Source organism: Sporolactobacillus shoreae (genome assembly GCF_004684935.1).
In the GTDB taxonomy this organism is placed as follows: Bacteria; Bacillota; Bacilli; order Bacillales; family Sporolactobacillaceae; genus Sporolactobacillus; species Sporolactobacillus shoreae.
In genome coordinates, this window is record NZ_SRJD01000006.1 from 109,753 (window position 1) to 130,409 (window position 20,657).

Genomic DNA, 20,657 nt, shown 5'->3' on the forward strand with positions numbered 1-20,657 from the left:
ACACAAAAATTGGCATGTAATTTGCTTATACTTTAGTGTAAACGTTTTCTGATGAGCTTTGCCCTTGTCGCTTGAGTCCTAAATCATGAAAAGGCTATGACACATTTTTTAAACTACGAATACGTGATTTGCGTAGATTATTTTATTAAAAAAAGTGGAGGGTGGTATTAAATGTTTTAGTCGGACTAGAGATGATGGTGGATCGTCATGACAATGGATATTCGCTTATTACGTATTGACAGTCGCTTGATTCATGGGCAGGTTACTACTAATTGGGCAAAAGCCATTAAGGTTAATCGTATCTTAGTTGTATCAGACCGTGTGGCTAAGGATCTGACACGCCGAACATTGATCATACAAGCTACACCTCCTGGAATCAGAGCGAATGTTGTTACGGTGGAAAAAATGATAAGACTCTATCATGATCCGCGTTTTAGCTTTTTAAAACCGATGATTCTTGTTGAGGACGCAGTTGATGCACGATGTCTTGTCGAAGGGGGTGTCAGGATTGATTCGGTCAACATTGGTGCGATCAGTTTTGACACGACGCGGGTTATGGTTACCGATGCGATAGCTGTCAATGAGGACGATGTGGCAGCTTTCAAGTGGTTCCATGAGCGCGGGATTAAGCTTGATGTCCGCAAGGTTTCCAACGATAGCTCAAAAAATCTCTGGAAATCTCTTTCCGAAAAGGGCTTGGTGTAGATCAAACGATTTTTATTTTTTCTACTCTGTTCCTTTGTACTTGCCTGAACATGAAGGGGGGTGAGAAGCGTTTCAATTTAATGAAAACGGTAACATAATTGGATGCTTTAGTAAGGTATAAATATTTATAGTAGGAGGTATAAACAATGGTTGGTATTATCCTGGCAAGCCACGGTGGTTTTGCTGAAGGCATTTTCCAATCCGGCTCAATGATTTTTGGAGAGCAGGAAAATGTCAGAGCCGTTACCTTAATGCCAAATGAAGGTCCCAATGACATTAAAGCAAAGTTGAAAGAAGCCATCGCCTCTTTCAGCGATCAAGAAGAAGTGCTGTTTTTAGTCGACCTCTGGGGCGGTACCCCTTTCAACCAAGTCAACAGCTTGTTTGAAGAGCACAAAGATAAATGGGCCATCGTTGCTGGTATGAATTTACCGATGTTGATCGAAGCATATGCTTCACGCTCATCAGTGAAAACAGCACATGAAATTGCAGCACATATTCAAGAAGCAGCTAAAGAAGGGGTCAAAGTAAAACCTGAAGAATTAGCACCGGCAGAAGCAACTCATGTAACTCATGCACAACAGTCAAAGAAGGGTACTCCAGGGAAATTCAAATATGTACTGGCACGTGTCGACTCTCGTTTACTTCACGGGCAAGTCGCGACTGCTTGGGCAAAAACGACACAACCTACGCGTATTATTGTCGTATCTGACGCAGTAGCTAAGGATGAGCTTCGTAAGAAATTGATCCAGCAGGCTGCACCGCCAGGCGTCAAAGCACATGTTATTCCTGTCGCTCAAATGATCAAACTTGCGAAAGATGATCAACACTTCGGTGGTGAAAGCGTGTTACTTCTTTTCGAAAGTCCACAAGATGCGCTCAGAGCAGTTGAAGGTGGCGTTCCATTGAAGACGATCAACGTTGGTTCTATGGCGCACTCAACTGGTAAAGTTCAACCGAACAAGGTGCTAGCCTTTGACCAAGAGGATATTGATACTTTCCTTAAGTTGAAAAAGGCTGGACTGGACTTCGATGTACGTAAGGTACCAAACGATTCTAAAGCGAACATGGACGAAATTATCAAGAAAGCTCAGGAAGAGCTAAATAAATTAAAGTATTCTTAATTATCAGCAGAAAGGGAGGATTAATAATCATGGATCTGAATATTATTCAAGTGATATTAGTCGTTATCGTCGCATTTCTAGCTGGTATGGAAGGAATCCTGGATGAATTTCACTTCCACCAGCCCGTAATTGCATGCACGTTGATCGGCTTAGTTACAGGAGATGTAATACCTTGCATTATCTTAGGTGGTACCCTTGAAATGATTGCTCTTGGCTGGGCAAATATCGGGGCTGCTGTAGCGCCGGATGCTGCATTGGCATCCGTTGCATCTGCAATTATTTTAGTTCTTGGCGGACAGGGGAACGCTGGTGTCCCTTCTGCAATCGCGATCGCTGTTCCGCTTGCCGTTGCCGGTTTATTATTAACAATCATCTGCCGTACGATTGCCACAGCATTTGTACACTTTATGGATGCTGCGGCCAGAGAAGGAAGTATCAAAAAGGTTGAACTCTGGCACATCATTGCTATCTGTATGCAAGGGGTACGTATCGCAATCCCGGCTGCATTAATTTTGGCGATTGGTGCCGGGCCAGTTAGAGGCCTGCTTGCAGCTATGCCGACTTGGCTGACAGCCGGGTTAGCAATCGGTGGGGGAATGGTGGTCGCCGTTGGTTATGCAATGGTTATCAACATGATGGCTACCAAAGAGGTATGGCCATTCTTCGCCATTGGTTTCGTCTTAGCGACGGTTACACAAATCACACTTATCGGTCTTGGTGCCATCGGTGTGGCCCTTGCACTTATCTATTTGGCACTTTCCAAACAAGGCGGCTCAGGTAATGGTGGAAATACCGGTGATCCTTTAGACGATATTATTGATAACTACTGAGAAGGAGGCGGAAATAAAAATGGTACAAGAATTAAAATTAACAAAAAAAGATCGTATTTCTGTTTGGTGGCGTTCAACTTTCCTCCAAGGTTCCTGGAACTATGAACGTATGCAAAACGGTGGTTGGGCTTATACAATGATTCCCGCAATCAAAAGATTATACAAGTCTAAGGAAGACCGTTCTGCAGCATTGAAACGTCACTTGGAATTCTTTAATACTCACCCATACGTCGCTTCACCGATTATTGGTGTCACTCTGGCACTTGAAGAAGAACGTGCCAATGGTGCACCGGTTGACGACGTAGCCATTCAGGGTGTTAAAGTTGGTATGATGGGGCCCTTGGCAGGTATCGGGGATCCGGCTTTCTGGTTCACCGTTAAACCAATTATTGGTGCATTGGCGGCTTCCCTTGCTATATCTGGTAATATACTTGGACCAATTATTTACTTCGTTGCATGGAATATCATTCGTATGGCATTCATGTGGTATACACAAGAGGCAGGTTACAAAGCAGGATCAAGAATTACTGAAGACTTGTCAGGCGGATTGCTTCAGGATATTACAAGAGGTGCATCAATCCTTGGTATGTTCATCCTTGGTGCATTAGTTAACCGTTGGGTATCTGTAAAATTCACGCCAATTGTCTCTCAAGTTAAACTTTCCAAAGGTGCTTATATTGATTGGAGTCAGGTGCCTTCAGGAGCGCAAGGAATCAAATCTGTTTTGGAACAGCAAGCTTCCGGTCTTTCATTGGAGGCAACTAAAATAACGACTTTACAAAACAACCTGGACAGCCTGATTCCTGGTTTGGCTGCACTGGCATTAACACTTCTTTGCATGTGGCTGCTGAAGAAGAAGGTTTCTCCAATCATTATGATTCTTGGTTTGTTCGTGGTTGGTATCGCCTTACACTTACTCAACGTAATGTAATATCGAAGATTTTTTGCCTGGGCATAATTGTGCAATTTAATTTTGGCCCGGGCATTTTTATATAATTATGAAGTGAATAATATGTCAACACTAATCTATTTGATCGCTCGGGAATGCACGAGCGATATTGTTGGATCAGTGGAGAAAAAGTATAATTGGTAGTGAAACGAAAGGGAATGGGGCAAAGAAAATGGTTCAATCAATTAACACAAAAGTCGATTTTGTAACCGATGCCACTTCTCACATGGGACTTGCTGATTACGGCAAAATCATGATTGGCGACAGAGGGTTTGAGTTTTACAATGACCGAGATGCTCTAAAATACATCCAAATTCCTTGGGATGAAGTCGATTATGTCGTTGCTTCAGTGATGTTCAAGGGAAAGTGGATTCCTCGCTATGCATTAAGAACCAAGAAAAATGGAACTTACACTTTTTCTTCCAAGCATCCGAAGAAAGTTTTGCGTGAAATACGTAAATACGTTAAACCGGAACGAATGGTGAGGTCGCTCACGTTCTTTCAAGTTGTCAAGCGAGGCCTAATAGCCAAGTTCGGTCGAAAAAGAAGTAATTAGGGGTTACGCAGGGGCCTCTAATTATCTGTAGAAATGGCTTTGTATTGCTTAAGCAAGAAGGGCAAGTTTGAAATTATTTAAATCAAAATAACATGGGAAACAGTGTGAATGACTTCGCCTAGCAGTTACCATACACAGAATCCGGGTATTCAGGATATTCTCTACATGGCGAACGATGAATGACATATTTCAAGCCGTTAAAGAAGATCTCAATATTGTGAAGCCTTGTCACCAAATTCACAGTCAGCGTGATTGATTGCCATTTGGGCTGTCTACTAACCAGTGCATTATGGGGATTTGAGGGATTCAATTGAGTAAAACGGAAAAGGCAACTTTCGCCGGTGGGTGCTTCTGGTGCATGGTTAAACCCTTTGATCAGGAGCCGGGAATTATCCAGGTGCTGTGTGGCTATACCGGCGGCGAGACCTTGAACCCGACTTACAATGAGGTTTGTTACGGGAAAACAGGCCATGCAGAAGCTGTGCAGATTACTTTTGATCCTGAGATTTACCCCTATCGGAAATTACTTGAACTGTACTGGCAGCAGATTGATCCGACTGATCGCCGAGGACAGTTTCACGACCGGGGCAGCCAATACAGAACGAGTATCTTTTACCATACAGATCAACAAAAAAAGCTTGCAGAAGCTTCAAAAGAAGAACTTGAGAACAGTGGCCGTTACCGAAAATCGATCGTGACGCCCATTGTTCCTGCCGGCCCTTTCTATCCCGCGGAAGAGATTCATCAGAATTATTACCGGAAGAATCCTTTTGGTTACAAGCTTTATTATCAAAGATCGGGCCGTGAAAATTTCATTAGGAAGCATTGGGGTGTTAAAAAAAATAAAAAGCAATTGAAAGAAACGCTGACTGAACTTCAGTATCAGGTAACACAGAAAAATCGGACAGAGCCCGCTTTTAATAACGCCTATTGGAACAATAAGAAACAGGGCATTTACGTTGATGTTGTCTCCGGGGAGCCCTTGTTTTCAACCACGGATCAGTACGACGCAGGCAACGGCCGACCAAGTTTTACTCGTCCTCTGAGTGATAGCCGTATCGTTACGGAACCGGATAACACGTACTCTGTGCTTCGTGACGAAGTGCGCAGCAAGTTGGGCGACTCGCATTTGGGCCATGTATTCAATGATGATTCCGTGCCGGGCGGACGGCGCTATAGTATAAACTCAGCCGCGCTGCGATTTGTACCTGAAGAAGACCTGGATTCAGAGGGCCTTGGCGAATATGTGTATTTGTTTAAAAAATCTGACTAGCCGTTTCATGAAGCGGTCATTTATTTTATCATTGAATCAAAAAACCGAACTATAGAATAGAAAAAAAGCTGCCTTATTAGCCGCAATATCTGGCGAAAAGGCAGCTTTTTTCTATAAGCATAAGCATTGTAGAATGAAAGTTTTAACGCAAGAAAATGAAATATAAAAAGGAGTTTAAAAATGAATCTTCCGAAAACTTTTACTTTCACATCCTTTGAATTTACTCATCTTAATGGCAAGGTAGTTATGTCTCTGCGAACCCCAAAGGTAGAGCGGTGAATTTCACTTGTAGAAAAAAGGAAGAACGATGAATAACAGTATCGTCATCGCGAGAATAAAAACCACTGTAGCGATTGAAAGAACGTTTTGCAGGCCGTTATTTACGTATTTTCCCATGATTCGTTTGTTGTTCACAAGGAGTGTCATAAAAATTAAGATAACCGGACAAAGCATGCCGGCCAGCTGTTGTGTAAATAACGTCAGGCTGACAAGCGAAAGCCCGGGAATGAGGACGACCGCTGCACCAAGTATAATCATCAGTGTGTAGATACCATAAAATATAGAGGCATCTCTCGCTTTTGTGTTAACACCACTTTCGAAGCCAAAAGCCTCACAAACCGCGTAAGACGTAGAGAGTGGAATTACGGCACAAGCCAGTACCGATGCGCCCAGGAGGCCAGCGCCAAAAAGGATAGACGCGAAATGTCCGGCAAGTGGAGTGAGTGCCATTGCCGCCTGGTGAGCAGAGGTCACACTTACTTTTTCCTTATACAGGGTAGCCGCCGTGCAGACAATGATAAAAAAAGCAATCGCATTTCCCCAAACAGCACCGAAACAGGCATCGGTCTGGGCATTGCCCAGCTCCGAAAGCTTCATTCGTTTATCGACAATAGACGATTGCAGATAAAACTGCATATATGGAGTAATTGTCGTCCCAATCATTCCGATAAAGGTGAGCAGGAAGTCCCGGTTCATATCCAGGGTTGGAATGACTGACTGATGAAATACCGTTCCCCAGTCCGGACGGACGAGAAAACAGGTGATGATATAGCTGAAAAATACAAATGTGAATATAAGGAAAACGTTCTCCACATGTCTATAGGATCCTTTGGAAACCAGTAGCCCGATGGCAATAGCAAAGACCGGGACTGAGATATATTTACTGATACCAAATAATTCGAGACTGACAGCAATACCGGCAAAATCTGCAATTGAGACACCAAAATTGGCGATGACCAAGACGAGCATAGCGATGAAAGTCAGTTTGACCCCAAAGTTTTCACGAATCAGACTGGCCAGCCCTTTGCCGGTCACAATGGCCATACGTGCATTCATTTCCTGAACGACGGCCAGACTCACTGTAATAAAGATCAGCCCCCAGATCATCCGGTATCCGAAGGAAGCTCCAACTGAAGCATAAGTAAAAATACCGCCTGCGTCATTGCCGGCGTTTGCACTGATCAGCCCCGGTCCAAGAATGCTGAAAAGCAAAAAAATATTTAATGTTTTTCTTTTTGAATGCTGCATCATTGTTTCCCCTCTACTATCGGTTCCTTGCAAAGAAGTGTCGTCTCAAGTGCTGTCAATTATAGTGGCCCGCGCGGGAGCCATAGTTGGATCACATGGCAGATAACTCAGTGCTTATGAAGCAGATAGTAAAGAACATCGCTAGCAATCACCGTGCCGGACAATTTATGATCATCATCAACAACCGCTACAGCAGGCAAATTGTATTTTGAAATCATTTGGATCAGATCCGGAAGGCTGTCATGATCACAAATGGTATGAACGTCTGTATTCATGATTTCGTGAATCGGCAGTGCCGGTTCTGCTACCGTGAGATCGCGCAATGAGACCGTCCCTATTAATTGGTTCGCCATATTTACGACGTAAAGAAAAAATACGGTATCCATCTCTGGTTTTTCACTGCGCAGCCGCACAAAGCAATCTTCTACCGTCATTTTTTCATCAATTGAAACAAGGTCGGTAGACATAAGACTTCCCACTGTATTGTCCGGGTATTCCATTAATTCTTGAACTTCTTCTGAGGTTTCCTTAGTCATCACTTTTAATAAATTCTGTACAATATCCTGATCCAGTACGCCGAAAATATCGGCAACTTCATCAGAAGGCATTTTCTCTAATACACCCGCCGCTTTCGTAATCGAAAGGTTGTCGATCAATTTTACCTGGGATTCAGGCTCCATCTCTTCCAGAACATCCGCCGCTTTTTCTTCGTCCAGAGCAATAAACATGGACATCTGCTTATCTTTATCAAGGTCCTCGATAATGTCGGCCACATCAGAAGGATGCAGCATTGAAATTTTCTTCACCTGGGCCGCAAGTTTTAATCCGTTTTCTCCGGATTCCATTGTTTGCACATCATCCCATAAGATCAGTCTGCCCGGAAGATTTCTGTGAAACATCTGAAAAACTTTTTTCATGGGTTTTGCCATGTCAAGGCGTCTCATAAGGCCTTCCAGACCGATATCAACAGCAATCAAAAACAGGCCTTCAGGAACAACCGCGAACCGCAAATCATTCACCCGGACCACCTTTCGCCCATCCAGATCAATGATTTGCTTATCAAGCATTGTTTCTACAAGTGAAAGATAGTTTCCTTCGTCAGTAATTTCTTTTCCAATCAGACTGTTACATAAAAAATAATATTTGGAACCGTTTTGTTTAATGCGGATGGTAGTACTGTCCAGCGTCACGCCACCACGCAGTTTGATTGCTGTCACTTTAGGCTGTTTATAATTTGTATCTACATATAAATCAGCAATCCGGCCAAGCCTGTGACCCTGTTTTGATTGATAAACCGGACGGCCAATGATGCGGCTGAAGTAAAATTTGGAAATCAAATGGATTCCCTCCCTGACGATTTAGTGGTGGTTTTGAAGAGTAAAAAGGGATCTCTTTCATCATAGAACATTTCGCCATTAATATTTGAAAAAGTTTAGAAAATAAATCTGAAAAAGATTTGCCTGCGGTCTATTAATAAGAGAGCCCTTCTATGCGAAAGTAGATGGAGAGAATCAACGCTTCGATATGACTGCGAATAGCTATCATATCCTATTTTACTCTTCTTACAGAAGATGGGTCATGAACCTTAATTCTGGAAAATAAGGATAACAGGAATCATGGCAGCAGGAAACTCCGCCAAGAGGGGATGCTGTTCTAACCTGGAATGTCGGGGTCAAAGAAGTGACATACATCAGGGAGATTTCCTAATTGGAGGGATCTCCTTTTAGTGTGGAAAATCGCAGGCTTATTATTGTAAATTAAATGTAAATATTGTTTTTATTATGTAAATAAATATTAATTTTATATTTCAATTGTCAATTTATAGACATAATTTGGAACTGAATCTCTTTTTATTTATGTTAATATTTTACATATTGAATAAATGAACAGAAAATTCACAGATTCTGTGGGATAAAAAGTTAACAGGCGTTTTGTTTATTCGAAAATTTCTAAACAAAGGAAATGATTGCATGTCTGGAAAAAGTTTAAAAAGCAGGATTTCAACGTTAGTTCTTGCCGGAATTCTCGGAGGTATTGTTTCCGGCTTTGTTAAACTGGGGTGGGAAATTCTTCTTCCCCCGAGAACGGTAGCAAGAGGTTTGACCAATCCCCCACAGGAACTCTTGCAGCAAATGGGGATACCGGCACATATTACACACCTGACTTTTTTGTATTCTGGAATTGGTGTACAATGGGTGAGCTTAATTGTTCATTTTTCTTTTTCGATCGTATTCGGTATCATTTATTGCGTTTTGGCTGAGCGATTTCCTAAAATCACAATTGGGCAAGGTACCGTTTTCGGCTTAGTTGTCTGGGTTGCCTTCCATCTCATTATCATGCCTGCTATGGGTACAACACCTCCGACATGGAAGCTTCCGTTTGCTGAAGATTTTTCTGAAGCTTTAGGACATGCGCTATGGATGTGGGTTATTGATATTTTCAGAAGAGAAGCAAAATCCGGAAAGCGTGTTGCAGAAATTAATGCTGAAGCTTCAGTTGCTAAATAATTTCTGCCCGGTTGATCATTCAATCATTCGGTAAAAAAGAGTCAGAACATAAGAAAAGTGTACCCCATAGCGCAGCTAGCTAAAAGGCTTGCGCTATGGGGTACTTTTTAATCAGAAAATAATGGTTTTAACGGGTTCAGATCCTGATTATGGAAAATTCAATACGAAACAGAACTGTATGCCGATCTTCTAAACTCTTAAATTTTGATCACAAAATATTTTCCGGAACAGGAAGGCCGAGCCCTTCTGCCACACGTTTTCCGTATTCCGAATCTGCTCTGAAGAAGTGGCGGATCTGGCGCTCTTTGATTTCTTCTTTTTCAACCGGCTTTAGCCAGTTGACGAGATTTCGCACCAGTCGTGTCCGTTCGTCCTCACTCATCAGGCGGTACAGGTCACCCGCCTGTGTATAAAAATCATCATCTTCGTAAGGACGATTCGACGCCATACCGCTGATTTCGAATTCGGCTTGTTTGTCTTTGGGAGATTCGTGCGGTCCGCCAAAGCTGTTCGGTTCATAGTAAACGGAACGGCCGCCGTTCCCATCAAAGCGCATGTTACCGTCGCGATAGTTGTTGTTGGTACCGTTTAGCGGACGATTGATCGGTAAACTCTGATAATTGGCTCCGATGCGGTGTCGCTGCGTGTCCGCATAGGAGAAGAGCCGCCCCTGCAGCATTTTATCCGGAGACACATCAATGCCGGGTACAAGCGTAGCCGGAGAGAAAGCCGCTTGTTCCACTTCCGCAAAATAATTTTCAGGATTTTTATTCAGGACCATACGTCCCACTTCAATCAGCGGATAGTCTTTCTGAGAGATGACTTTGGTGACGTCAAAGGGATTGAAACGATAGGTTTTCGCGTCTTCCAGTGGCATGATCTGGACATATAACGTCCATGATGGGTAGTCGCCTTTTTCGATGGCGTTAAATAAATCTTCAGTATGATAATCCGGGTTTTCTCCGGCTAGTTTTTCCGCAAGGGCAACATCAAGATTTTTAACTCCCTGATCTGTCTTCCAGTGATATTTTACCCACACACTCTTGCCTTCCGCGTTTGTCCATTTAAATGTGTGGCTGCCGTACCCGTGCATATGACGGAGGGTTGCAGGGATGCCGCGGTCAGATGCCAGGATGGTCACCTGGTGAAGCGATTCAGGAGACAATGACCAGAAATCCCAGACAGCGGTTGGATTCTTCAGATGAGTTCTCGGATCCCTCTTTTGTGTATGGATAAAATCCGGAAACTTAATCGCATCACGGATGAAGAACACTGGTGTATTGTTGCCGACTAAATCATAATTCCCATCATTCGTATAAAACTTAACGGCAAATCCTCTTGGATCACGAACGGTGTCAGCAGATCCGAGTTCACCAGCAACGGTTGAAAAACGGACAAACACTGGTGTGCGTTTTCCGACTTCAGATAGAAAGTCGGCTTTTGTATAGTTTGAGAGATCGTTTGTGACTTCAAAATAACCATGTGCTCCGGCACCTTTCGCATGCACCACGCGCTCCGGAACACGCTCGCGGTCGAAATGCGCCAGTTTATCAAGAAGCGCTACATCTTGAATGAGTGTAGGTCCTGAAGAACCTGCAGTCATCGAATTTTGATTATCACCGACAGGTGCACCCCAGCTGGTTGTCAGTTTGTTTTTATTTTCACCCATGTTGTCCCCTCTTCCTATTGAGTATGGTTAGAGGATAACATATACTGTTTAAAATTAAAACTAATTAATACTTATTTTAATTAAAATGATTTTTGATTTTAAAGCAAAATATCATACAATTCCTTTATTTAAAAGGAAAATAGAATGATTAATTCCCCTGAAAATCAAATCCTAGAAATGCGAAAATTTTTACTTGTTGAGATTTCAAAGATTGATTTGTTTGAACGCATTGATCTATCTGAGTGCAGCAGTGAATTCACCAAGCGTCTCCTTACCCCAAAGTAATGCAAAGGCATCGCCGTCCGAAACTTTACCGACGCCGGCGGGGGTACCTGTGAAGAGGATGTCACCGGCGCCCAAGCCATAATGCTTGGCACAGAATTCAATCAGAGTCTGCGGATCGAAAATCATTTGACCGATATTTCCACGTTGTACCTCTTTTCCGTTGATCTCCAGAGAGAAATCGGTTTTCAGGCAGGCTTTGATACCTGGAAATGGGATAAACGGCGTCAGTACGGCAGAATTCAGAAATCCTTTCGCAAGCAGCCAGGGATGGCCTTTCTTTTTAAGTTCACTCTGGACATCACGCAAAGTGAAGTCAATGCCGAGGGACATTCCGTCAACCAGATCATTGGCCTGCATCCCCGGCTGATAGGTATGTGAGATATGAATCACCCATTCAGCTTCGTAGTGAACATCTCCTTGATCTCCGGGCAGTTCAATGGTCTGTCCCTGTGCTTCTACAACAGCCGCATGTGTCGGCTTCGAGAAGAACATCGGTGAAGTGGGGACGGCATTGTTCAATTCTTTGGCATGGAGGGCATAGTTTCTGCCTACACAAAAAATATTGGCGATATCTGTCATGAAATGATCCTCCTTCTCAATTATCAGAACACAGTAAGTCTATCGTTATAAGGTATTTTTCTCAGTCGCTTGTCAAACATAGCTTTAGTTTACTCTGTCGGACTGTTCGGTGTCCAAAAAAAGAGGGTCAAAAGAGCTCCACTATCAGTTAACAATAGATGACTGGCCATCTATTTTGGGCTTACAATCCGTTGAAGATGGAGGTGATTGTGAATGGGAACGAGGGAGAACTTAAAGGCAGAAGTATTGCGTTATTACATTCTTGCGGCGCAAAGGCTTGGCAATCGGGTGCTCAATGACCGTCTGAAAGAGATCGGCCTGACTGCCTAGCAGGCGGAAGTGTTACGCATTTTAGGTGAAAGAAAAGGGATCTCTCTGAAGGAACTCGGAAGTTTATTAATTTGTGAATCCGGAAGTCCGTCAAGGCTTGTCGAACGATTGGTCCGGGACGGGCTGGCCGAGAAAATCGCGCACGAAAAGGATTCAAGGTATGTCTATGAAGGATTGGTGTCCAAAGGACTCTTGACCGGCAAATCCGCGTGGGTGATTTACACGATTGACTCCCCGGGATGGTTCATCCGATTGATTCGCCAAAATGTCGAGTGGACCGTAGTGAAAAAAGCCATTCTTCAGTTTTGTGGCATTCGGCCTGTGAAGAGGATGATGCTGGCCGGAATAAAGGGAAGCAGCGCCAGGAAGAGGAAGCGGTGGCTGGATTACGTGTATCAGCAGGCACGTCAGCTTCGCAAATAGTTTATGGATGAGCGAGTCATTTCATAACAATGATTCGCCTAGTGACCGTCGTAGATAAATCCGCCCTCAGACGGAGAACATTCCCGACGTGAGCTCATTTTAAGAAGAGCAAATTCAGATTATAGTAATACTCAAGAAGGAGGAGATGAAATGGAACACGTAGATAGAACAGCGCCGGACAGTGGCGATTGGGCCGTTGAAGCGCGCGGACTCGTCAAAACTTTTGGTGACAATCGTGCGGTTGACGGTGTCAGCCTAAACGTGCGTGCCGGAACGATCTACGGCGTGCTTGGTCCGAATGGGGCGGGCAAGACGACAACGATCAGAATGCTCGCAACTTTACTGCGGCCGGACGCAGGTTTGGCGCACATCTTCGGGCACGATGTGGTGAAGGAGCCACAGATCGTTCGTCAATTGATCGGGGTGACCGGTCAGTACGCGTCCGTCGACGAGTCACTCAGCGCTACCGAGAACCTGGTCATTTTCTCCCGACTGCTGGGGCTGGGGCGTAAAGAAGCACGGCATAAAGCAGCGGAGTTGCTAGAAGAATTTAGTTTAACGGAAGCCGCAAAACGACCGCTGAAAAATTTCTCCGGGGGTATGCGTCGCCGGCTGGATCTGGCGGCGAGTCTCATTGCTCAGCCGCCGCTCATTTTTCTGGATGAGCCGACGACGGGACTGGATCCGCGTACGCGTAATCAAATGTGGGATACCATCCGTCGGTTGGTGAGAACAGGATCAACCGTCCTATTAACCACGCAGTACCTGCAGGAAGCAGATGAACTGGCTGACCGGATCGCGGTGATTGATCGTGGGCGGGTTGTCGCGGAGGGCACTGCGGATGAGCTGAAAGCTTCGGTTGGCCGCTCGTCGTTACAATTGAGGATCGAAAATCCACAGAAAATCGAGACAGCCCGTAAAGCTGTGGAACAGGTACTTAAGGTACAGTCCGCTGTTTCACCGGAAGGCGCTAAGATTACCGCGCCATTGGCGGATGCCGATCGGGTGACTGATTTGCTGATCGCGCTTCGTGGGGCGGGAATTCAACTGACCGAATTGAGTGTGCAGAAGCCGACGCTCGATGAGGTCTTTCTGACGATCACCGGTCATGGCGCGGGTGAGGACGAATCAAAAGAGACCGATAAATCGGACCGGGCAGGGGAGGTTAGACGATGAAGGGTACTTCGATTCATCCGGCTGGCAGCCAGCTGAAAAACAACACGAGTTTCGGTCAGACCGTTCGTAACTCGTTCACAATGGCCTACCGGGGTCTGCTGAAAATCCGGCGCACGCCCGAGCAATTGTTCGATGTCACGTTCCAGCCTATCATCTTCACACTAATGTTTACCTACATTTTTGGTGGAGCCATCTCCGGGAATGTGCAGAGTTATTTGCCGGTTATCATTCCCGGTATTCTCGTACAGACCGTGATCACGACCTCAATTGTCACCGGAGTTCAGCTGCGTGAGGATATGGAAAAAGGAGTATTCGACCGATTCAAGTCGCTGCCTATCGCGCGCATTGCTCCGCTCGCAGGAGCGCTTCTGGCAGATACCATCCGGTACACCATTGCGACCGTGCTCACCTTCGCCATGGGATACATCATGGGCTACCGGCCGGGTGGAGGCTTGGGCTATGTCGTCATCGCCGGACTTCTCGTGATTGTGTGTTCCTGGGCAATCAGCTGGATCTTCGCTTTCTTCGGCGTCATTGCGCGTACGGCTTCAAGTGTTCAGGGGATCTCGATGATCGTACTGTTCCCTCTGACGTTTCTTTCCAATGCTTTTGTACCGGTCAAGACAATGCCCGGCTGGCTCCAATGGTTTGTGACCATCAACCCGATCTCGCATTTGGTCACTGCTGTCCGTGAGCTGGCAAACCACGGTACTATAGGCTGGGATCCCGCCATTTCTCTTATCGGAGCTGCGGTCATCGTCGTGATCTTTGCGCCAATCACAGTGCGCGCTTATATGCGTCGGACGTGAACTTGATCGAGATACAGATTTTCTCGGGCACGGATCAGTTCAGGATGTCCTGAATGTAAACTAAAAGGCGACATGCAAAAAATTAATTTTCAAGAAATAACTGTGTTTCTTTTCCGAAACAGGGGTATATCAAATTCATTCGATAATCTCTCTTTTAGTTGACAATATAGTGCAGTATATGATGGAGAAGATGGGCAGGTGCCTGATATTGACATGTGGTGCATTGCGGAAAACACCAGTTGTAAAATAGTTGTTTTCCTCAATTTTTGTGGCATAATAATAAATAATTAGTGCTATGAAGGGATGACATTACGATGGCCGTTTCACTTGACAACAGTTTGCTCCAGCTCTTACAGCCGCAGGGTGCTTCTTCATCAGCCGGTACTCAGAACAACCAGACGGATAAGCTCGCCCCTTTGTTTGCCGACCTGCTCGAATCATTACTGATGAACAACTCAAACGCACAGTTGTTAGGCGGTTTGTCGTCCGACACAGGTGCGACGGATACGACGGACACCTCCGATTTGAATGCTCTCAGCGGAATTACGTCAAATTCTGATTCACTGGACAGCCAGCTTCTGAACGCTTTATCTTCATCGGCACTGGATCCGACCGCTCTGCAGGCTACTGCTTCAGTCACTGATCCACTGTCAACCGCAGACCAATCGACAAACAACGCACAGCAAGATAGCGGTATCTACTCTATTTTGTAATGGCTGAAAATGGTTCCTGAATAAAGAAGAGCGTCAGTCGCAATTTATGGGCTGGCGCTCTTTAACCTTCACCGGAGCATTTCTTTCTCTAAAAATGACACCGATTATTTCCTATTTATTTTACATGACCTATTTTAAAGTCCGCTGATAGAGTTTCAGAAAATTTCCGTCCAGGATCAAACCGATCTGATGATCCGTATAGCCTCTTCGTATTAGTTCTTCTGTATCCGGTGATGATCATTAAATCAAGCACGATGTATTGACGATCATTAAACTAAAGGTATCACAGCGGGATAGAGAAAGCTATGGGAGACTTTCGAAGCCTAGGGAAGACAGGTATAATGACATTAATGGATGACATGAAAGAAGAAATGGGCAGGAGGATATCAGACGATGATTGCTGAAGAATATAAAAAAATGCTGGGGGAGAAGTCGGTTATCCGGCAGCTTTCCGAATACGCCGCTGAGCGGGCAGAAGAAATCGGTTATGAGAATGTTTTTGACTATAGCTTAGGAAATCCGTCAGTTCCGGTCCCTCAGGTGTTCACGGACGTTCTGGTTGAACTTGCCACAAGAGATGATCCAGGCTCCGTACATGGCTACAGCCCAAGCCTTGGCATCGCCTCGGTCCGTGAAAAAATTGCGGCTTCGCTGAAAGAGCGTTTTGGGCTTGATTACGAAAAGGAGCATATTTTTATGACCTCCGGGGCGGCGGGGGCAATTGCGCACGCACTGAGGGCGGTGACGGTTTCCGGTGACGAGGTGATCACTTTTGCTCCTTATTTCCCGGAGTATAATCCATACGTCAATAAAACGGGAGCGGTTCTGAAGATTGTTCCGCCGGATACGGAAGGATTTCAGATTAATTTTGCCGCATTTGAGAAGATGTTTTCATCCAAGGTGATGGCTGTGATTGTCAATACACCGAACAATCCCACGGGTATCGCCTACTCATCAGCGACGATTAAAAAATTGGCGAGATTCCTTGAAGAAAAGGAACGCGAATACGGGCATGACATCCATCTAATCTCTGACGAACCTTATCGGGAGATTGTCTTTGAAAATGTGGACGCGCCTTATGTTGCCGGTTATTATCATAACGCGATCACCTGCTACTCCTTCAGTAAATCCCTGTCTCTGCCAGGCGAACGCATCGGCTATGTTGCTGTTAATCCGGCCTGCAGGGACGCAAAGCTGATTATCGAAATGTGCGGGCAGATATCCAGAGGCATCGGGCACAATTGCCCGCCATCGATTATCCAGCTGGCTGTGGCAGAGGTTGCCGATCTCACGGCGGATCTGTCTGTCTATGAAACGAACATGAACATTTTGTACAGGGAACTGACCGGCCTTGGGTTTTCGTGTGTGAAGCCCGGCGGGACATTCTACATGTTTCCAAAAGCTTTAGAAGAAGACGCGGTTGCCTTTTGCAAGCGGGCACTGAAATATGATCTGATTCTCGTCCCGGCAGACAGCTTTGGCTGCCCCGGTTATTTCAGGATGGCCTACTGCATACCGACAGAAAAAGTTGAGCGGTCGCTTGCCGCCTTCAGGAAACTGGCGGCAGACTATAAGTAACAGTATATCATTCATTGATCGCGGGCTATTTTAAGACCCGGGGGATCCTTAAATCGACGCCAGAGGGATGATCGGGCATGGACGTTTATGTCGCGCGCCAACCCATTTTTGACAGCGAACTGAGACTTTACGGATACGAATTATTGTACCGTGAGAGTAAAAATAACTTTTTTGAGGGTAAGGATGACCAGACGGCCACAGCGACATTGCTTGCCAATTCGGTGCTTGTGGGTCACTTTAATGAATTGATTGACAGAAAACGCGGATTCATCAATTTTCCTGGGGACTTCCTGACTGCCGGGCTGCCTCGTCTGCTGCCCAGGCAGAAGATTGTCATTGAAATCCTGGAGCGTGTTCAGGCCACGGACGCGGTGATCATGGCCTGTAGACAACTGAAAAAGGATGGCTATACCCTCGCTCTGGATGATTTTAATATAAACAACAGCAGAGAGGTCCGCGCCCTGATCGAACTCGCTGACATCATTAAAATAGAATTTTCAAAAATTCGGCTTGTGGATCAGCTGAAGTTCATTCGCAGCCGACAAGGGAAAACGATTTTTCTTGCTGAAAAAATAGAGACGGAGAAAGAATTCCAGCTCGCAAAAAAAATGGGATACCAGCTTTTTCAGGGCTATTTTTTCAGCAAGCCCTCTCTGATCAATGCGAAGGATATCGGAACGCTTAATGGCAGCCTGATCCGTATCATTAAGGCGCTTGGCCGGGAAGAGCCGGATTTCCCTGGTATTGCGAAAGTCATTGAACAGGATCTGGGTCTTTCCTATAAGATTCTGAGGCTGGCGAATACAGTCAACTATGGCACCCAATATCCGGTTCGGTCCATTCAGCAGGCACTGGTGCGTATCGGTACCATGCATCTGATTCAGTGGATGCATCTCTTTCTGCTGAACGGAGTGCGTAATATAGAGAACAGCGAGCTGGTCAAAGAATCCATGATCCGCGGGAAGATGATGGCTCTTCTCTGTAAGGAAACCGGACAGGATGACAAGGAATCCGACTATTTCATTGCGGGAATTTTTTCTTCAATCGATCATATTTTGGATGATTCAATGGAGCATATAATCGACGAGCTTCCGCTTGATGATGAAGTGAAAAATGCGCTGCTGGGTGCACCCAACGCCATTCGCCAGACGCTTGATTCTGTGATCGCCTTTGAAGAAGCGAGATGGGACGATCTCTTTGAATTTACATCTCTGCATCAGATCCGGTCGGAAAAGTATATGTCCCTTTATTTAAAGGCGCTCAAGTGGAGGAAATTAATCCCGAAAGCACCTCATGCGGAATCGTAAGTTTTGATAAAACCGGAATTTTTTTGGAGTCTGCTCCAATGAAACCCGGGAAATGTTAAGATAGACGAAAAGTTTAATAATAAGGCTATGTTTAAATTCAATGTTGTTTTTACCCCTCCGTTGATTGGAGCGGAAGGCGCGAGACTCCTGCGGGATCAGCGAGCCAAGTGAGACCCCACAGCGAGGGCAACGAGCGAGGAGGCTCACGGATCGCCCGCGGAAAGCGAGCGTCTGGAGCGAAAAACAACAGAAAAGTTTAACAAAGCCAATAATAAAGCAGATCGGAGGTTCAGTATGAAAAAAATCATTGCAGCACTCGCCGTCTTGGTTCTGGTTCTCGGAGCCTGCGGGAATCAGTCGGATCAGGCTTTTGAGAAAGACATGAAACAGGGAAGGGCAGCGATCCAGTCCGAAAACTATGATGCCGCTGTTAAATATTTTAACGAAGCGTTGAGCATCAAAAAAGGAGATCGTACAGCGGAAGCCCTGCTGGCTCAGGTTTCTCATGTCAGGGATGCCGCCAGCAGCCTGAAAAACGGGAATCCGGATGCCGCAGTTAAAGCGGCAAATGCAGTTCTCCTACAAAAGGGCGGCTCAGGTGTTCTGATTAAAAGAGCCAGGGAACTGAAAGCATTTGCTGAAGGGGCGAAGCAAATGCAAACAGCTTCCGGCCAGAACTCAGCCTCAGCGGGAGAAAACAGCACGGCATCTTCCTCCGACACTCAGACGGGCAGCTCATCGGCTGTCTCCGGTGCGTCCGGGACATCAGACAGTTCCTCGGATTCCTCGAACGGGGCTTCATCACAGCCGTCATCAAGTGGAACGTCGGAACCGGCGGCTCAGCAGCAGGCCGAGGCCGCTGTCGCTAAAGCGGCCGGATACACGCTGAATCAAGTCTACGTTGACACTACGGACAAGGGCACTTACTATTCGATTGAATTGCGTGAAAATCACTCGAGCGACAGCGCCGCGGATCCGGACACCGCCCCATCGATTGGTTTTTTCCGATATTACAAGGACTCCGGTCGAATTACCAAATTGGATATTATCAGCAATCAGTATCAGGATGTTAAGAACTGATACCTGGAAGAAAAACCACCGGATTCATTTTTGTTTTTTCAGCTCTATAGCAATCTTTTGGACAGGTCACTTATTTTGCGGCGCAAGCGTAATGGGTGATTCTGTCCATTCTTTATAAGTTTCAGGATCCAGCGCTTTGACTTGCTCCAGAAATGAATGAAGCAGACCCCGCTCTTTGAGATTGACAAACAATTCAAGAGGTTTGTCTTGATCCCGTGAAAAAGAATAGACATAGTCGACTAATTTGAAACCGTCTTTGGTGATGATGATGTGGCGCAGCGGGGCGTCTATCTGTCTGAAGCCGGCTTTTTTCATTGCGGTCAGGATGCCAAGCAGCCTCTTTGTGATATCCTCCGAAAGGCGGGACTGCATTTTCAGATACGTGTTTAAATCCGGGCCAGCCAGATATTCCATGATCACGTAATTGGAATGGGCACTGAAGACTTTCGGTATAAAAGATAAATCCTGACAGGATAGAAGCACTTCTTTTTCCTGAACGGCATGGTTCACTTTACCGTATACTTTAACGCATCGGTCTTCGGACAGCCGATACACTGTTCCTTGGGATCCCTCCCCGATAAATGGCCGTACAATCGAGCGATCTACATTTATGATTTTTTCGTCTTGATCAGGGTCTGCGTCAATCTGACTGAAATCTGGTTTACTGTTAAAATAATTCTCCCACTCCCTATAGGTTTCAGGTTCCAGTCTTTTGACCTGCATTAAAAATGAGTCTTTTAACAGGATTATTTGTAAATCCCGCAGTAATTTTAAGGGCACCGGATGCTTTTTTTGAAAAGAGTTGACATGATCCACAACTTTGAGCACTTCGTTTTCCAGGACAAAAATATGGCGAAGTGGAGCGTCAATCATCGTAAAATGAGCTGCTTTTAATCCCTTGAGCAAAGAGAGGAGCTTTTTGACGATGAATTCGGGCAGAAACGTACAGCCCTTGAGATATTCTTTTAAATTCGGTGCATTGATATAGTCCATGACGACATAGCAGGGACCATGTTCATAGATCCTCGGAATGAAGGGCAGATCCCTGCCAGCTTCGAGTGCGGCGGCTTCCGTCTTCGCATGTTCCTCATCAAGATATATTTTGACACATTGATCCTCGGATAGTTTAAATACCGCGCCCTGAGAACCGCAGCCGATCAGTGGATAAGATGTGGGATTATGAACCACGAGCGATTTCCCACCATCGGTTACAATGATTCGTTTAAAGTCTTCCATA

The 20,657-nt window shown here is 45.4% G+C and carries 19 protein-coding genes; 14 read left to right on the plus strand and 5 right to left on the minus strand.

Annotation, left to right across the window (positions count from 1 at the left end; translation table 11 throughout):
• Positions 1-207 precede the first annotated feature (207 nt).
• From E4665_RS07470 to msrA, 6 genes are all read left to right on the plus strand, one after another.
• Positions 208-705, plus strand: coding sequence for a PTS sugar transporter subunit IIB (locus tag E4665_RS07470; protein WP_135348167.1), 498 nt, complete (start codon positions 208-210; stop codon positions 703-705).
• 146 nt (positions 706-851) lie between these two features.
• Positions 852-1,829, plus strand: a complete 978-nt coding sequence (locus E4665_RS07475) for a mannose/fructose/sorbose PTS transporter subunit IIA (RefSeq protein WP_135348168.1) — start codon at positions 852-854, stop codon at positions 1,827-1,829.
• A gap of 29 nt (positions 1,830-1,858) precedes the next feature.
• Positions 1,859-2,659, plus strand: coding sequence for a PTS mannose/fructose/sorbose transporter subunit IIC (locus E4665_RS07480; protein WP_135348169.1), 801 nt, complete (start codon positions 1,859-1,861; stop codon positions 2,657-2,659).
• A gap of 19 nt (positions 2,660-2,678) precedes the next feature.
• Positions 2,679-3,590 carry a PTS system mannose/fructose/sorbose family transporter subunit IID gene (locus E4665_RS07485; protein WP_135348170.1) on the plus strand — a complete coding sequence of 304 codons (912 nt, stop codon included), beginning with the start codon at positions 2,679-2,681 and terminating at the stop codon, positions 3,588-3,590.
• Positions 3,591-3,780: 190 nt separating this feature from the next.
• Complete coding sequence (locus E4665_RS07490; RefSeq protein ID WP_135348224.1) at positions 3,781-4,164, plus strand: DUF956 family protein; 384 nt, start codon at positions 3,781-3,783, stop codon at positions 4,162-4,164.
• A 304-nt stretch (positions 4,165-4,468) separates the two neighbouring features.
• The gene (gene msrA, locus E4665_RS07495) at positions 4,469-5,437 is read left to right on the plus strand and encodes a peptide-methionine (S)-S-oxide reductase MsrA (protein WP_422067245.1); all 969 of its coding nucleotides are present in this window, start codon (positions 4,469-4,471) and stop codon (positions 5,435-5,437) included.
• A gap of 282 nt (positions 5,438-5,719) precedes the next feature.
• Here msrA and E4665_RS07500 read toward each other — a convergent pair whose 3' ends face one another.
• Both E4665_RS07500 and E4665_RS07505 read right to left on the minus strand, forming a co-directional pair.
• The gene (locus E4665_RS07500) at positions 5,720-6,964 is read right to left on the minus strand and encodes an Nramp family divalent metal transporter (protein WP_241654729.1); all 1,245 of its coding nucleotides are present in this window, start codon (positions 6,962-6,964) and stop codon (positions 5,720-5,722) included.
• A 107-nt stretch (positions 6,965-7,071) separates the two neighbouring features.
• Complete coding sequence (locus E4665_RS07505) at positions 7,072-8,301, minus strand: magnesium transporter MgtE N-terminal domain-containing protein (RefSeq protein WP_135348172.1); 1,230 nt, start codon at positions 8,299-8,301, stop codon at positions 7,072-7,074.
• Positions 8,302-8,934: 633 nt separating this feature from the next.
• Between E4665_RS07505 and E4665_RS07510 the strand changes: the two genes are divergently transcribed.
• A complete protein-coding gene (locus E4665_RS07510) occupies positions 8,935-9,471 on the plus strand; it encodes a YagU family protein (protein WP_135348173.1) in 537 nt (178 codons plus the stop codon).
• 208 nt (positions 9,472-9,679) lie between these two features.
• Here E4665_RS07510 and katA read toward each other — a convergent pair whose 3' ends face one another.
• Positions 9,680-11,140, minus strand: coding sequence for a catalase KatA (katA, locus tag E4665_RS07515; protein ID WP_135348174.1), 1,461 nt, complete (start codon positions 11,138-11,140; stop codon positions 9,680-9,682).
• A 234-nt stretch (positions 11,141-11,374) separates the two neighbouring features.
• Positions 11,375-12,004, minus strand: coding sequence for a fumarylacetoacetate hydrolase family protein (locus E4665_RS07520; RefSeq protein WP_135348175.1), 630 nt, complete (start codon positions 12,002-12,004; stop codon positions 11,375-11,377).
• 339 nt (positions 12,005-12,343) lie between these two features.
• Between E4665_RS07520 and E4665_RS18345 the strand changes: the two genes are divergently transcribed.
• The 7 genes from E4665_RS18345 to E4665_RS07555 all read left to right on the plus strand — a co-directional run bounded on the left by E4665_RS18345 (position 12,344) and on the right by E4665_RS07555 (position 19,420).
• Positions 12,344-12,757 carry a winged helix DNA-binding protein gene (locus E4665_RS18345; protein ID WP_135348176.1) on the plus strand — a complete coding sequence of 138 codons (414 nt, stop codon included), beginning with the start codon at positions 12,344-12,346 and terminating at the stop codon, positions 12,755-12,757.
• 150 nt (positions 12,758-12,907) lie between these two features.
• Entirely contained in the window at positions 12,908-13,933 is a 1,026-nt protein-coding gene (locus E4665_RS07530; RefSeq protein ID WP_135348177.1) for an ATP-binding cassette domain-containing protein, read from the plus strand.
• On the plus strand, positions 13,930-14,742 hold the full coding sequence (locus E4665_RS07535; RefSeq protein WP_135348178.1) for an ABC transporter permease: 813 nt from the start codon (positions 13,930-13,932) through the stop codon (positions 14,740-14,742). The genes E4665_RS07530 and E4665_RS07535 overlap by 4 nt, the downstream gene beginning before the upstream one ends.
• Positions 14,743-15,056: 314 nt before the next feature.
• Positions 15,057-15,455 carry a hypothetical protein gene (locus tag E4665_RS07540; protein ID WP_135348179.1) on the plus strand — a complete coding sequence of 133 codons (399 nt, stop codon included), beginning with the start codon at positions 15,057-15,059 and terminating at the stop codon, positions 15,453-15,455.
• Positions 15,456-15,848: 393 nt separating this feature from the next.
• On the plus strand, positions 15,849-17,033 hold the full coding sequence (locus tag E4665_RS07545) for a pyridoxal phosphate-dependent aminotransferase (protein WP_135348180.1): 1,185 nt from the start codon (positions 15,849-15,851) through the stop codon (positions 17,031-17,033).
• Positions 17,034-17,110: 77 nt separating this feature from the next.
• On the plus strand, positions 17,111-18,340 hold the full coding sequence (locus E4665_RS07550; protein ID WP_135348181.1) for an EAL and HDOD domain-containing protein: 1,230 nt from the start codon (positions 17,111-17,113) through the stop codon (positions 18,338-18,340).
• Between the two features lie 294 nt (positions 18,341-18,634).
• Complete coding sequence (locus tag E4665_RS07555; RefSeq protein ID WP_135348182.1) at positions 18,635-19,420, plus strand: tetratricopeptide repeat protein; 786 nt, start codon at positions 18,635-18,637, stop codon at positions 19,418-19,420.
• Positions 19,421-19,486: 66 nt separating this feature from the next.
• Here the strand turns inward: E4665_RS07555 and E4665_RS07560 are convergent, their stop codons facing one another.
• Positions 19,487-20,656 carry a serine/threonine-protein kinase gene (locus tag E4665_RS07560; protein ID WP_135348183.1) on the minus strand — a complete coding sequence of 390 codons (1,170 nt, stop codon included), beginning with the start codon at positions 20,654-20,656 and terminating at the stop codon, positions 19,487-19,489.
• Position 20,657: the final 1 nt, after the last annotated feature.